The organism is uncultured Campylobacter sp. (assembly GCF_937921625.1).
In the GTDB taxonomy this organism is placed as follows: Bacteria; Campylobacterota; Campylobacteria; order Campylobacterales; family Campylobacteraceae; genus Campylobacter_B.
This window is the reverse complement of record NZ_CAKZTI010000047.1, coordinates 17,040-30,149: the sequence shown is the minus strand read 5'-3', so window position 1 is coordinate 30,149 and position 13,110 is coordinate 17,040. Positions and strand designations below refer to the sequence as shown.

General features: G+C 47.4%; 13 protein-coding genes. 4 read left to right on the top strand and 9 right to left on the bottom strand.

What is annotated here, in order from left to right:
- Positions 1 to 74: 74 nt before the first annotated feature.
- The 8 genes from Q0101_RS07595 to Q0101_RS07560 form a co-directional block, all read right to left on the bottom strand.
- Positions 75 to 1,388 carry a sodium-dependent transporter gene (locus Q0101_RS07595; protein ID WP_297943921.1) on the bottom strand — a complete coding sequence of 438 codons (1,314 nt, stop codon included), beginning with the start codon at positions 1,386 to 1,388 and terminating at the stop codon, positions 75 to 77.
- Between the two features lie 657 nt (positions 1,389 to 2,045).
- Positions 2,046 to 3,359: a hemolysin family protein gene (locus Q0101_RS07590; protein WP_297943960.1), complete on the bottom strand. Its 1,314-nt coding sequence runs from the start codon at positions 3,357 to 3,359 to the stop codon at positions 2,046 to 2,048.
- A 682-nt stretch (positions 3,360 to 4,041) separates the two neighbouring features.
- Positions 4,042 to 4,851, bottom strand: a complete 810-nt coding sequence (locus Q0101_RS07585; protein ID WP_297943918.1) for a M48 family metallopeptidase — start codon at positions 4,849 to 4,851, stop codon at positions 4,042 to 4,044.
- A 1,110-nt stretch (positions 4,852 to 5,961) separates the two neighbouring features.
- Positions 5,962 to 7,221: a hypothetical protein gene (locus Q0101_RS07580; protein WP_297943915.1), complete on the bottom strand. Its 1,260-nt coding sequence runs from the start codon at positions 7,219 to 7,221 to the stop codon at positions 5,962 to 5,964.
- An 11-nt stretch (positions 7,222 to 7,232) separates the two neighbouring features.
- Positions 7,233 to 7,493 (bottom strand): DUF493 domain-containing protein, encoded by a 261-nt coding sequence (locus Q0101_RS07575; protein WP_297943912.1) that lies wholly within the window; start codon positions 7,491 to 7,493, stop codon positions 7,233 to 7,235.
- Positions 7,471 to 7,941, bottom strand: coding sequence for a cyclic pyranopterin monophosphate synthase MoaC (moaC, locus tag Q0101_RS07570; protein ID WP_297943910.1), 471 nt, complete (start codon positions 7,939 to 7,941; stop codon positions 7,471 to 7,473). The genes Q0101_RS07575 and moaC overlap by 23 nt, the downstream gene beginning before the upstream one ends.
- Before the next feature lie 605 nt (positions 7,942 to 8,546).
- Positions 8,547 to 8,993 (bottom strand): hypothetical protein, encoded by a 447-nt coding sequence (locus Q0101_RS07565; RefSeq protein WP_297943907.1) that lies wholly within the window; start codon positions 8,991 to 8,993, stop codon positions 8,547 to 8,549.
- Positions 8,994 to 9,356, bottom strand: a complete 363-nt coding sequence (locus Q0101_RS07560) for a DUF1508 domain-containing protein (protein WP_297921438.1) — start codon at positions 9,354 to 9,356, stop codon at positions 8,994 to 8,996. It lies immediately after the preceding gene.
- Between the two features lie 116 nt (positions 9,357 to 9,472).
- Between Q0101_RS07560 and Q0101_RS07555 the strand changes: the two genes are divergently transcribed.
- On the top strand, positions 9,473 to 9,952 hold the full coding sequence (locus tag Q0101_RS07555) for a hypothetical protein (protein ID WP_297943905.1): 480 nt from the start codon (positions 9,473 to 9,475) through the stop codon (positions 9,950 to 9,952).
- A gap of 233 nt (positions 9,953 to 10,185) precedes the next feature.
- Here Q0101_RS07555 and Q0101_RS07550 read toward each other — a convergent pair whose 3' ends face one another.
- Positions 10,186 to 10,311, bottom strand: coding sequence for a hypothetical protein (locus Q0101_RS07550; RefSeq protein ID WP_297943901.1), 126 nt, complete (start codon positions 10,309 to 10,311; stop codon positions 10,186 to 10,188).
- 70 nt (positions 10,312 to 10,381) lie between these two features.
- Here Q0101_RS07550 and Q0101_RS07545 point away from each other — a divergent pair, with 70 nt between their 5' ends.
- From Q0101_RS07545 to Q0101_RS07535, 3 genes are all read left to right on the top strand, one after another.
- Entirely contained in the window at positions 10,382 to 11,224 is an 843-nt protein-coding gene (locus Q0101_RS07545) for a DUF3737 family protein (protein ID WP_297943898.1), read from the top strand.
- 1 nt (position 11,225) lies between these two features.
- Complete coding sequence (locus Q0101_RS07540; RefSeq protein WP_297943895.1) at positions 11,226 to 12,419, top strand: MalY/PatB family protein; 1,194 nt, start codon at positions 11,226 to 11,228, stop codon at positions 12,417 to 12,419.
- A 197-nt stretch (positions 12,420 to 12,616) separates the two neighbouring features.
- Entirely contained in the window at positions 12,617 to 12,940 is a 324-nt protein-coding gene (locus Q0101_RS07535) for a hypothetical protein (RefSeq protein ID WP_297943892.1), read from the top strand.
- Positions 12,941 to 13,110: the final 170 nt, after the last annotated feature.

Below are 13,110 nucleotides of genomic sequence, written 5' to 3'. Positions count from 1 at the left end.
GATTTATAAATGTGCTTTGCTAAAATTCCATTACGAGAGAACACTATTAATTCTAAATCTAGCAAGATTTTAATTCAAAACGAAATATGCATACTAAGCGCGATTATGCATAAAAGTAGCGCCAGCGGGACATAGACAAAGCGCCCAATATCATACCAGAGCTTGCCGCGAGCCATATCTGCGCCTAGATTGATCTCATCTAAAATTTCATTCCGCTTAATCACCCAAAACCACGATATCGCGCCGATTACTGCTCCGATCGGAATGATATAAATCGATACGAAATCCATCCACGGACCCCATGAGCTTATCGCTTCCATACCAAGGCCCGCACCAAGGCAGATCGCGCACAATAGCGCAAGCGTGAATGCACGGCTTAGCCTTGGAAACTTATGCATTAGCGATTCAGCGACTACTTCGAACATATTTTGAAGCGATGAAATTCCACCAAAAATCACGGCGGTAAATAAAATCACTGCAAAAATTCTACCACCTGCCATATCTTGCAAAATTTTAGGCAGAGTTACGAAAAGTAGCTTAGGCCCCGCCGCAGGATCCATTCCGTAAGCAAATACTGCAGGGATCATCACTAGCGCAGCTACCATCGCGGCTAGCGTGTCAAATAACGCGGTATTTTTCGCCGCAGATACGATGTCTTCGTCCTTGGATAGATACGCGCCATAGACGATCATCCCTGAGCCCGTAATCGATAGCGAGAAAAATGCCTGTCCCATCGCAGAAATCCAAACCATCGGATCTGCTAGCTTAGTAAAATCGGCGCCGAAAAGAAAGGCATATCCGCCCGCAGCGCCTTGCAGTGTCGCAACCCTAACCGCCAAAATCGCAAATAGCACGAAAAATAGCGGCATCATAATTTTATTCGTTTTTTCGATGCTTTTGGCGCCGAAAAACAGCGTCAGCAACGTGCCTGCAACAATTATGCAGTGATAAGGTACCACGGAGTAGGGCGTCAGGGCAAAAGAGTTGAACCACGTATCGGTATTTTCACTCATTAGCGAGCCGTCTATGGCTTGGACTAGCGCTTTTAGAACGTAGGCGATGATGACGGCATAGCCCACTGCGATACACATCGAACCGGCAAGCGGTAGCCAGCCGATAACCTTACCGATAGCGCCCAGTCCGCGGCTTTTCCACGCGTATTCGTATGAGCCTAGCGTGCCTGTTTTGGCGCGGCGACCGATCGCGTATTCGGCGCTTAGGCCTACGTATGAAAACAGCGCTACAAAAAAAACGTAAATTAGCAAAAATGCGCCACCGCCGTTCGTGCCGAGTTTATAAGGGAAGCCCCAGACATTTGCCATACCTACAGCAGAGCCCACGCAAGCGATGATAAAAGCCCAACGCGATGAGAATTTGTGTTTTGTCATAAAGAGCCATCCGTGCGAAAAATTTTCGTTATGGTAGCAAAAAGGAATTTAAGATTTATTTATGCGGAATTTTAAGGCATGCCGATTTGATTACTTAGGAATTTTTAGAATTTAAAATTGCGAAGTTTTAAAGCAAGATTGGCGGAATTTTACGATTAAAATCGATAGAGTTAATTCTGCGATACTACGCGGCAAAATTTTATCTTTAATAATTTTAGAATTTCTTCGCGGAATTTTGCGCTTAGGCTTTGGCTTTAAAATTCACTTAGCCCAGGCTTGTAGCAGGGCTTGATATTTAAGTTAGGCGAGAAATTTAGATCAATTGAAATTTTAAAATTCCGCAAAATTTTGAAATTTTTAAAATCTACGATCTCGCAAAATTTAAAAATAGGCTCATCGAGAAATTCTATCTAGCGTCGCTCTGGCAGAATTTTCGCGGTAGAATTTCGCCTTTCGTTTGCAGCGCGCTTATAAATAGCACTTTTGGCGCTCTGAAGGGCGGTGGGAATTCCTCTACCCGCTATTAGGGCATCTATACGGGAGCGGCAAATAAATTTTCACCCTAGATGGGAATTGGGAGCGTCGCAAGTGGCAGCGCGCTTAAAATTTACGGCGCGCAGCATTGCAAAGTGAAATTTTATTAACCCGCACTTTGGCTTAGTTATTTTTCTCAGCCTCTTCGTTTTCTTGCGGCTGCGCGACTACTTTTTTGATCGCTTTTACGAGCGAAACTCTTGTGCCATCCATTCGCAGCACTTCGTAGTCGCAGTTTTCATCGCTTATTTTATCGCCGATTTCAGGTAGGCTGCCGAAGAGATTAAAGACGTAGCCGCCGATCGTTAGCTGTTCGGTCTCCTCATCAAAGTCGATGCCCATCACCTCCTCGACGCCTTCGATCTCGAAGCGGCCTCTAAACTCAAAGGTGTTCTCGTCGATACGTTTGAAATTTTGCGCATTCGCGTCGTGCTCGTCGTTGATGTCGCCAAAAATTTCTTCTATTATATCTTCCATCGTCAAAAATCCCGCCGTGCCGCCGTATTCGTCGATGACGAGCGCGGCAAAAATGCGCTGCTTATTCATCATAGGCAAAATTTTAGAGATTGGGCTGTTTTCAGGCACGATGATGAGCTTGCGCACGATCTTATCGAAGCTTTTATCTCCCTTTTGCTGGATGATGTCGCGGATGTGGATGAGGCCTAGGACGTTATCTTTGCTGCCGTCGATATATGGGAAGCGCGTAAATTTCGACTGCAATACGGTTGCGTAGTTTTCATCGTAGCTTTTTTGCTTATTTAGGCATATGAGATCGCGCCTCGGCGTCATTATCTCTTTAGCGACTGTGTCGCTGAAATCGACGGCGTTTTTGATGATCTCGGTCTCTAGGCTATCGAGCACACCACCTTTTAGGCTCTCGCTCGCGATGATTTTGATCTCTTCGTCAGAAAGCGCGAGCTCGCTCTCTTTAGCGGGCTTTACGCCGATGATTTTAAGCGAGACGGCGGCGATGAAGTCAAACGCCTTTATGATCGGAAAAAACATAATCCAAAAAATATGAAGCGGTCTAGAGATGAAAAGCACGATCTTCTCGGTTTTGGCAATAGCGATGGATTTTGGCACCAGCTCGCCGAGCACGACGTGAAATAGCGTAACGAGCGTAAAAGATATGACGAAGGCGATCGTATGCGCCGCCGCTCCGCCGCCTATGCCGATGGATCTTAGTGGCAGCTCGATCAGTCTCGATACCGCGGGCTCACCGATCCAGCCGAGGGCGAGCGAGCTTATCGTAATGCCTAGCTGTGTGGCGCTGAGGTAGGTGTCAAGGGAGTTTGAAATTTTAAAAGCGAGCTTTGCGTTTGGAATTTTATCCTTGATAAGCTCTTCGAGGCGAGACTTTCTTACTTTGACGATTGAGAATTCCGAAAGAACAAAAAAAGCATTCATAAAGATGAATACAAAAGCTAAAACTAACATTAAAACTGAACTGTCCGTGTCCAAATTTTTTATCCTTTGAAATTTAAAAATAAATATTTATGATTATATCTAAAAACGCTTTAAAATCCAAAAGATATGGAAAATGCCTCGCGCCCGTGCGTAGAATTTTACGGAGTTGAAATTTTACTTCTTTTATCGCGCGAAATTTCATCTGCCCGCGCGAAACCTCTCGCTACGCAAAATAGCGCTAAAATCTGCTACCCGGCCGAATAAATTTTATTTTCATACTGGGCTGCGGCTGCAAAATTTCATTTGTATACGGCCGCAGCGAAATTCTATCTGCGCCCGAAGGGGCAAAATTTTACTCCAAATTTCGTCGCGCTTAAAATCGTAAAATTTCGCGCCGTAAAATTCTGCATCGACGGGCATTTCGGCCTCCTATGCGGCAGAATTCCGTCCGGCGCTTGCGTTTTGAAATGAAATTTTGTCTCGGCGCAGATCATATTTATCGCGCGTATTGGTGGAATTTTGCGGTAATTTAAAATTTCGCGCTGCGGCAGGTCTTTGTCTCAGCGAGATTTTATCGAAATAGAGCTACAGCGCTGCGGCGGATAATCCTAGCGCCGCGCGCAAGTCCATTAAGAAATTTAAATGCTACGATAAAACTCGCTACTTAAAAAACCTTAGCGCGCAAACTCTTGCGAAATTTTAAATCGCAAGACTATCTATTTCTTGTGGCAGCCTCGTAAAGCGGCAAGACTTTCGGCATCACCTCTTTCAGATCAGCGATGCGATCTTCGTTTGAAGGGTGCGTGGACATAAATTTAAGCGGATGGCTCTCATTTAGCTTATTCATCTTCTCCCAGACGTTTATCGCCGCTCGCGGATCGTATCCCGCGCGCGCCATCAGCTCGACACCCATCAGATCAGCCTCCGTCTCATGCGTGCGCGAAAACGGTAGCGTGAATGTGTATTGAGCCGCCATGTTCAAAGCCGCTGAGCCTAGATCTCCAAGCCCTGCTGCGGAGCTTGCTACAGCGATACCGACATCTTTCATCTGTTCAGTCGAGGCTCGCTCGCGACTGTGTTCGCGCAGTGCGTGCGACATCTCGTGCCCCAAAATAGCAGCCAGCTCGGCATCGGTAAGCCTAAGCTTTTCGATGATGCCCGTATATACGACGATGCGACCGCCAGGCATACACCAAGCATTGATCGTAGGGTCGTTGATTACGTTTACCTGCCAGTTCCATTTTAGTGCGTCTTTGCGGAATGCGCCGACTTGAGCGATTAGGCGCTTCGAGATGCCTCTAACGCGATCAGTTAGCTTTTTATCGGTATTTAGGACGTGCTTGGCGTTTGCTTGGGCGGTAATTTGCTTGTAGGCAAGCGCGGCACTTTGATCCATTTCAGCTTCGCTTACTGTGATGAATTGCGAGCGGTCGATGCCTACGGCGCCACCTTGCGTGGTGCTCGCGCAGCCGGTAAAAATCATCATCGCAGCAAAGGATATTAAAAGAGCTATTTTTTTCATCTTTTCTCCTTAAAATTTTGCGGCGATTTTAGCGAAATTTGGTTAAATTTTTAGAATTTTATTTTGGATCGTTGGATTTTGTGAGCACGATCTATTTGGAATTTGTCGTGAAATTTAAGAACACCCGCCGTCTTTAAAATAGAATTAGGCTTTGTAATTTAGGGATAAAATTTAGCAGTGATTTTGCAGAATTTTATCGCGGCGTAAACAAGGCATTGCTATGTGAAAGTAGTGGATTTATCCAAGTGCGGCGCTGCATAAACAAAGCACCTCTGCGCCTAAATAGAGGGGGGCGCGGTTTTAAATTTATACTGCGTAGGCTACGATAAGTCTAGCGGAATTTTATTTGCACTAAGCGCTCAGTTTGGGCAGATAAGAGCAATTTGAAATTTGCGCAATCAAATTGCGCGATAAGATGGGCTCGGATGTCGCTATGATTTGAGATTAGTCGCGTTGGTATTTCGTGGCGCATAAATTCTAATTATTAACTTGGCAAAAGGCACTACACCACTGCATCTTGTGCTGCAATGAAATTGCGTTTTATTGGAATTGAAATGATCGCAGAAATGTCAAACGCCATAAGTGCTTTTTCTTAGAATTTATCTCGCGAAATTTCATTTGCGCGTCGGGATAAAATTTCAAACTGCAAGTCGCACTGTATCATTTTGGACGGAATTTTAAAATTTTACGCGTTTAGAATTTTAAAATTCGGCTACGCAAATCTATGCGATGAAATTTTAAGCTTAAAAATCCGCGCCGGCTTTGGAATTTTATATGTGCCGCGTCAGCTATAAAATTTTACACTTAGAATTTTATCGCTGCGGCAAGATTTGGTTGGACCGGGGTCTCGCATCGCCGTAGGATTTTTGGCGGCACGGAATTTTGCAGCGCGCATCTAAATTTAGCTATGCAAAATTCGTAAAATTCTTTATCGGCATGGAATTTTACAGCGCCGTTAGAGCGCATAAAGAATTCTGCGCAGGCCTCGCAAACTCTAACGAAAGCTCCATTATTTGGAGGGTGCGGACTTTAAGGCAAGCGAGTAAATTATGCAACGTAAAGCCGTGGGCGCCATACTTGACGCTAGGATTTCGCGCCCGCGGCGCCCATTTAGTCCTTTTTGGATTTTAGCTTGGCGATCGTTTCTTTTGCGGCCTCGTAAGCCTTAGCGCTCATCTCGCGCGCCCTTTCGCTTACGTTTTTGGCGACCTCGGAACTTTTTAGCTCGGCAAATTTTTGGCTCATCTTCTTTTCAAATTCGCTAAGCTCTTTTTTGATTGCGTCCAGTTTCTCGTCCAGATCGAGGTTTTCGATGATTTTGGCGCTTTTTTGGCTCAGCTCTTGAGTGATTTCGCGTGCCTTGGCGCTCGCCTTTTTTGCGCGCTCGCCAAGCTCGATCTCACCGATTTTGGCGCTTAGTTGCTCGGCAAGATCGCTTGAAATTTTTCTAAATTTAGCCAGGTAGCCTCCAAATTCTTCATCGGCGATCTTGGCGATCTCGCTTTTAGCGGGCTCCTCCGAGCTTGCGACCGCATCGCTTAAAACCGCGCTAAATAGCTCGCTCATCTGCGAAATTTGAAGTCTTTCGTTCTCTAGGCTTTGTGCGTCGCTTGCTGGCGAGAAACTTAGCTCGTCGCGGTATCTCTCGGCGGCTTTGTTTATGCCGTCGTAGCAGCCTAAAATCGCGCCTCTAATCAGCGCAGAGGCCGTATTTTTGCTCTCATTTGCGACGAAAATCGCGCGATTTATGATGATTTTTGAAATTTCTTTAGTGCGGAATTTCGTAAATTCTCCGTCGCCGATAGCCGAAAATGCGATGTTTTTCGCCGTCTCGTGCGCGGTATCTTCGATGTCGGTGCCGCTTTCGAGCACGCTTATGAAGGCTAGTTCGCTTGCTTCTTTCAGCACGTCCGCAAGCGGAAGTTTGCTCGCGATCGCTCGCTGTAGCGCCGAGCCTATGCGCTCTTTTAGCTCTGTTTCGCTTGCGTTTTGCAGCGCGGTATCCAGATCATCATAGCTGCGCAAAACAAGGGTTTTAATCGCCTTTTGCTTACAAGCGATCTTTTTACGCAGATCGTCGTAGTCGTAGATGAGCTTGTAAAGAGCCTGCTCGTCCTCGTCGCACAACGCCTTTTTAACGCCGTTAAGTAGGGCTTCTGCCGTCTCATCGCTAAGCGCGCCCGCGTCTTTTAACTCGGCTGCGAAGTCTAGGATTAATTGCGTGCTTTTGGCGCTTTTACTCTCGTCGTCAAGCTCACACAAAGCCTTCGTGGCTTCTTGCAAGGCGAGCTCTTGCACACATGAGGCTAGCTCGGCTTGTGAAATTTGCGCGAGATCGGCGCCGAATTTTTTGATTATTACTTCTTTCATTTCATCTCCTGTCACAATACATATTTAAAGTGGGCTTTTAAGCGCTCGAAAATTTCGTTTCGATGCAAGTCGTCTTTAACGAAAACGCTTACGTTGAAGCTCATATATTTGCCGCCGTTTGAAAAGCGCGAGAAGTCTATTTTGTAATTTTCGCCCTTTAAAATTTCATCGATCTGCTCGCGCTTTTGGGTAGTCGCGTCTAGGACTACTTTGTATTCCCAAAAGAGCGGGTAGTCGATTTTTGGCTTTTCAGCCCCTAATATACACGCCACTCTTGCCCCCCTCTTTGCGTTGCAGCACGATGTCGGTAATCTGCATCGATTTATCTATCGCTTTTAGCATATCGTAAATCGTCAGCAGCCCCACGCTTACGCCTGTTAGCGCCTCCATCTCGACGCCCGTTTTGCCCGTGATTTTAACCGTTACAAAAAGCTTAAACGCGCATTCGCTCGCAAGCTCCTCAATATCGGTTTTAATCGAAGTAATCGTAAGCGGATGGGTCATGGGTATGAGTTCGCTCGTCTTTTTAGCGCCCATTATCGCGGCAACGACGGCGGTTTGAAGCACGGGGCCTTTTTTAGCCGTGTTTTGCTTAACGGCGGCAAACGCCTCCGCGCTCATTCGTATGATGCCGCTAGCGGTGGCTACGCGCTCGCTCTCGTCCTTGGCGCCGACATCCACCATGCGCGGCATATTGTTTTCGTCGATATGTGTAAGCATAAAATTCCTTGTAGTTTTTGGCGGGATTATAGCAGAATTTCGGACATAAAAAAAGCCCGAGCTTTTAAACTCGGGCTTCATACAAAAAGGAGGTTTTATCTTGTCGGACGAGAACGATTATACTACCTAAACAGTAAATAGAAATAAAATATATCCTTTTTAGACCAACTCTTTCGCGCTTAATTTATAGCCGTTTTTAAAATTTTGATGAAATTTGACGACTTATTATGACGCGCTGCGCGGGAATTTGAATGGGTAGCGAAATGAAACGGAGCCAAAGAGCGATTAAATTTAAAGCGTACGCTTGAAGGACAAAGATAAAATTTAAGCGGCATTTGAGATTGTTTCATCTTGAAGCGAGGGTTTAAAGAGGATCGAGCGGGGTGCTCCGTCAAGGTGCCATAAACAAAACGCTGCAAAGGCGAAACGGGCTTTTGCTTTAAATTTGAGTCCGCCTTAATTAAGCGCGAGGTTTTTGCGCGCAATGCAGCGTAAATTTAACCCTTCACGCGAGCGTTAAACGGTGCAGGCACGGATTAAAATAACGCGCGCAAATTTAAGCATAGTCGCGCAAAATCCGACCTGCGTTTGAAATTTGGCTGCGTTTAAATTTTAAACGTTTTTAGCAGGCTGCCTAAATTTAGCCCCTTGCCTTCGCCGTTTGCGCCGCCTCCTAAAAGATCGCTCAAAAAGCTACTTGCGTCGTTGATATCGACTTTGCCGTCGCCGTTTAGGTCGAGCTTGGCGCTTGCGATTTTGCCGATCAGCGCGCTAAAATCCACCCCTTTGCTATCGACAGCGTTTGCTTGCACGTCCTCGACGCCGCCCAAAAGTCCACCCAGCATCGAGCCTAGCGAGCCAGATCCGCCGCTTTCGTTTTTGCTTAAGAAATTTGAGCTGATGCCCGCAATTATCGCATTTATCTGATCGTCGGGCAGATCCACGCCTAGAAATTTCTCGATAAAAGCGACAGGGCCGCTTTGAAATTCTCTTAAATTTTTATCGTCGCTTTTAAGCGCAGAGACCATATTTACAAGTCCGTTTATGTCCATTTACGCCTCCTTGATCTTGGCTTTTGGGGCCTGTTTTACGATAAGCTCTATTACTTTTAGGGCGTCCGCTTTAGCTTCAAAATCTTTGCTAACGGCGATGATCTGTCCGTTACTAGCCGTTAGGCGAAAGCGAACCTTGTCTGCTTTATCGGTGTAAAGCTCAAATTTTGGATTGTTTAGCTTTTCGCCGCCCGCGATTTGATCCTCGATCTTATTTAGTGCGGCGTTTTTTGCGACGCTTTCGATGCCGTTTTTGCAAGCGGCCTTGCTCGTGTAAACCTCGGAGGTGCACAGTACGTGCCCGTCATAAAGTAGATCGAATTTGCAGCCGTCCTTGGCGTCTTTGATTAAAAACTCAGCCATTTTTCATCCTTTCGTAAAAGATATCGTTATTTTAGCTAAAATTTTAATAAATATTTTTAATAGGCGCGGAATTTTCTGCTAAAATTGCGCACAAATTTCATTTACAAAGGATCATAATGATAAAGGCTCTACATTTTAGCTTGATTTTCGCCGCTACTTTGGGATTTGGCGCGGATGAGAGCGATGCATTATTTAAGGACATAAGGACGCGTCTGGGCTGCAATCTAGCCGCACAGGATTGCGAGACTAACGCGGGCGGGCAGAAGGCGCTCTTTAGCGTGGCACGCCATCCGATCGAAGCGGGAGCAAACGAGCTAAAAATAAGCGGAATTTCGCGTGAGCTGAAAAATCCGAGCGTTAAAATTTCGGGTGTGAGTATGAATATGGGCAATGCGGAATTCCCGCTAAAGCGCAGCGCAGACGGCTATGAAGCGACGCTTGATGTTGCAGTGTGCACGCACGCCGTAATGCGCTACAAACTTGAAATTTACGAGGATGGCGAGCCTAGCGGGCTTTTTGTGTATTTTGATCTGCGAAAGCGCGCTACAGATCGAGACCGCGGCGAAGACACGCACTTGCATCATCACGAGCATTAGACGCATCCCGTTTATGCGCGGGGTAAAATTTACGCTTTTTCAGACACGACGCTTTAGAGGAACTTGCACGTTGATTGTAGAAAATTTTACAAATTTTAAAGCGCCGCTTGCGATAAATTTTATGTATCTTTCGAGCGACACGCGTCGCGAGCAGATACAGATGCCTGCGTAAATACGCGGCTAGCCGTGGCTACCTGACGCGCTTATGGGCATTTTGCACGCACACCATTGACTTATAGGCGCGCGGCTATTTGCCGCGCATTCGCCGCATATGTTTCGTAATCACTACCGAGGCGCGTCAAATTTAGCCCCTCGCCGCCTTTAAATTTTAAAATTTTTAAAATTCGCTTGCGTTTCATACGCCTAATCTATGCGGAATTTTGAAATTCCTTGTATAATCTGAAGCAAATTTTAAATCTAAGGAAAGCCATGCAAATATTAAAACAAAAGCACTTTAGCGGCGAGCGCGCGCTGTTCGGCGCAAAGGATCTGCGGATCGAAAATTCCGTCTTCGGCGAGGGCGAGTCGCCGCTAAAGCACAGCGCAAATATCGTCGCGCAAAACTGTAAATTTGAGTGGAAATATCCGTTTTGGTACGCCGAAAATATCCGCGTGCAGGACTGCTTCTTTGACGAGGTCGCGCGCGCAGGGATCTGGTATAGCCGCGGCGTGGTGCTAAAAGACTGCCTCTACGGCGCGCCCAAGGGGCTTCGCCGCGTAAAAGACGCCGCGCTTCAAAACGTAGAATTCCACGACGCGCAGGAGACTTTGTGGCACTGCAGCGACGTCACGCTAAAAAACGTCACCGCAAAGGGCGCGTATTTCGGGCTTGATTGCGAAAGCTTAAGCATCGAAAATCTATCGCTCTTCGGGGATTACTGCTTCGACGGCTGCAAAAACGTAACAATCAAAAACTCCAAGCTCCTCTCCAAAGATGCGTTTTGGAACTGCGAAAATATCCTCATCGAGGACTGCTTCATCGCGGGCGAGTACTTCGGGTGGAATTCCAAAAACGTAACGCTTAAAAATTGCAAGATCGAGAGCCTGCAGGGCTTTTGCTATATGCAAAATTTACGCTTGCAAGACTGTGAGCTCATAAATACGACGCTGGCGTTTGAATACAGCGATGTGCATGCCGAGATAAAAGGCGCGATCGATAGCGTCAAAAATCCAAGCAGCGGGCTAATCCGTGCGGCAAGCATCGGCGAGCTGATCCTAGACGGCGCAACGGATGCGTCTAAAACTGAAATCATTACTGAGTTAAGGGCGTAAGATGGGACTTTTTGATTTTACCTTCGGCAAGGAGAAATACGACTTCGACGCGTTGCCGAACCGCCGCGGCACGAAGTCGCTTAAATGGGACGTAGGCGAGAATGAGCTTCCGATGTGGGTCGCGGATATGGACTTTGCCGTCGCGCCCGAGATCATCGAGGCTCTGCAAAAGCGGCTAAACGAGCGGGTTTTAGGCTATTCGCTTGTCGATGATGAGTGGCGCAGCGCGTATCAAGGCTGGTGGCTTGCGCGACACGATTATGAAATCCAAAAGGAGTGGCTGATCTATGCCGGCGGCACGCTGCCTGCGATCGATTCGATCATCCGCAAGCTCACCTCGCCCGCCGAAAACGTGCTACTGATGAGCCCGGTTTATAACTGCTTTTATTACTGCATTAAAAACGCCGCCCGCGTGCCGTTGCAAAACGAGCTTGCCTACGCTAACGGCGATTATAGCATCGATTGGGAGGATCTACAGACTAAGCTAGCCGATCCGCAGACGACGCTTTTTATCCTTTGCAACCCGCACAATCCGGTCGGCCGCACTTTTAGCAGGGATGACCTTGCCCGTATCGGCGAGCTGTGCGAGAAGCACGGCGTGACGGTGCTTAGCGATGAGGTGCATTGCGATCTGACCGAGCCCGGCGTGCGTTACACGCCATTTGCCGCGGCAAGCAAGAGCTGCGAGAGGATCTCGGCTAGCATAATCGCGCCAACCAAGGCGTTTAATATCGCGGGGCTACAAAGCGCGGCGGTCTTTGCCGCGGATAAACGCTTGCGTCATAAAATTTCAAAGGCGTTAAATTCCGACGACATCGCCGAGCCGAATTTTTTCGGCGTCCAAGGAGTGATCGCCGCATTTACGAAGGGTGCGGCGTGGCTGGACGCGCTGCGCGAATACCTCAGCGAAAATCGTAAATTTGCGACGGAATTTATCGCGCGTGAGCTTCCGCAGGTGCGCGTCGTGCCGCAAGATGCGACCTATCTTATGTGGCTCGATGCGGGCGCTTACACGCAGGATAGCGCGGAGCTTGCGCACTTCATCCGCGAAAAAACGGGGCTGTATCTCTCCTGCGGCGCGCAATACGGCAAGGGCGGCGAGAAATTTTTGCGCCTAAATATCGCGACATCTAGGGCGCTGCTAAAAGACGGGCTAGGGCGGCTGAAAGAGGCGCTAAAGATTTGTCTGCATTAAACGAACTGCGGCGCGGCAAGGACGAAATTTAAAATTTTACAGCGGCTAAATTTAAAGCGGCGGAGCAAATTTTAAAATTTTGCGGCAGGGCGCGAGCTTTGCGCTAAATTTAGCGACGATCAGGCGGCGGCGCGCGGTTAAATTTAAACATTTGCGCGGCAAAAACCGGCGCTTAAATGCGCTACAAAAGGCGGATTATGGATAGAAACAGCGATCTGGAGGAGCTTTATCTACTTGAAAAACGGCACGAAAAGCTCGCGCGCATTAGTAAGCTCGTCTCATTTTTGATAACCCTGCTGCTGCTCGGGCTTTACCTGTTTTTGAATACCAGGGCGGAGCTCGTCTCGTTTGATACAAACTGGCTTATAATCGCGCTTTTCATCATCTTTCCCCTCTTAAATGGGCTGCTCTACCGCCTATTTTACAGCTTAAGCTTTGGCAAAAACGGCGGCACGCAGCGCGCAAATTTTGATAAATTTAGCGGCTTTGATACGGCGCAAGATACAGGCGCGTTAGGGTAGGGTGTAGCACAAAATGGGCAAATTTTAAACACCGATGCGAAAGAGGGGCGGGTATTAAAAGCTGAAATAGGCGAGGGCGGTAGCTACGAAAGCAGTGATAGCCGCGAGAGCGCTATTTACGAGAGGTTTGAGCCCAAAGCCGCCGAAGGTGAGGGCGGGAGCGAAAAAGA

Bases quoted from the DNA above. Each gene is read 5' to 3' on its own strand.
- Q0101_RS07595 (WP_297943921.1), bottom strand. From the start codon at position 1,388: ATGACAAAACACAAATTCTCATCGCGTTGGGCTTTTATCATCGCTTGC.
- Q0101_RS07590 (WP_297943960.1), bottom strand. From the start codon at position 3,359: ATGTTAGTTTTAGCTTTTGTATTCATCTTTATGAATGCTTTTTTTGTT.
- Q0101_RS07585 (WP_297943918.1), bottom strand. From the start codon at position 4,851: ATGAAAAAAATAGCTCTTTTAATATCCTTTGCTGCGATGATGATTTTT.
- Q0101_RS07580 (WP_297943915.1), bottom strand. From the start codon at position 7,221: ATGAAAGAAGTAATAATCAAAAAATTCGGCGCCGATCTCGCGCAAATT.
- moaC (WP_297943910.1), bottom strand. From the start codon at position 7,941: ATGCTTACACATATCGACGAAAACAATATGCCGCGCATGGTGGATGTC.
- Q0101_RS07565 (WP_297943907.1), bottom strand. From the start codon at position 8,993: ATGGACATAAACGGACTTGTAAATATGGTCTCTGCGCTTAAAAGCGAC.
- Q0101_RS07560 (WP_297921438.1), bottom strand. From the start codon at position 9,356: ATGGCTGAGTTTTTAATCAAAGACGCCAAGGACGGCTGCAAATTCGAT.
- Q0101_RS07555 (WP_297943905.1), top strand. From the start codon at position 9,473: ATGATAAAGGCTCTACATTTTAGCTTGATTTTCGCCGCTACTTTGGGA.
- Q0101_RS07550 (WP_297943901.1), bottom strand. From the start codon at position 10,311: ATGAAACGCAAGCGAATTTTAAAAATTTTAAAATTTAAAGGCGGCGAG.
- Q0101_RS07545 (WP_297943898.1), top strand. From the start codon at position 10,382: ATGCAAATATTAAAACAAAAGCACTTTAGCGGCGAGCGCGCGCTGTTC.
- Q0101_RS07540 (WP_297943895.1), top strand. From the start codon at position 11,226: ATGGGACTTTTTGATTTTACCTTCGGCAAGGAGAAATACGACTTCGAC.
- Q0101_RS07535 (WP_297943892.1), top strand. From the start codon at position 12,617: ATGGATAGAAACAGCGATCTGGAGGAGCTTTATCTACTTGAAAAACGG.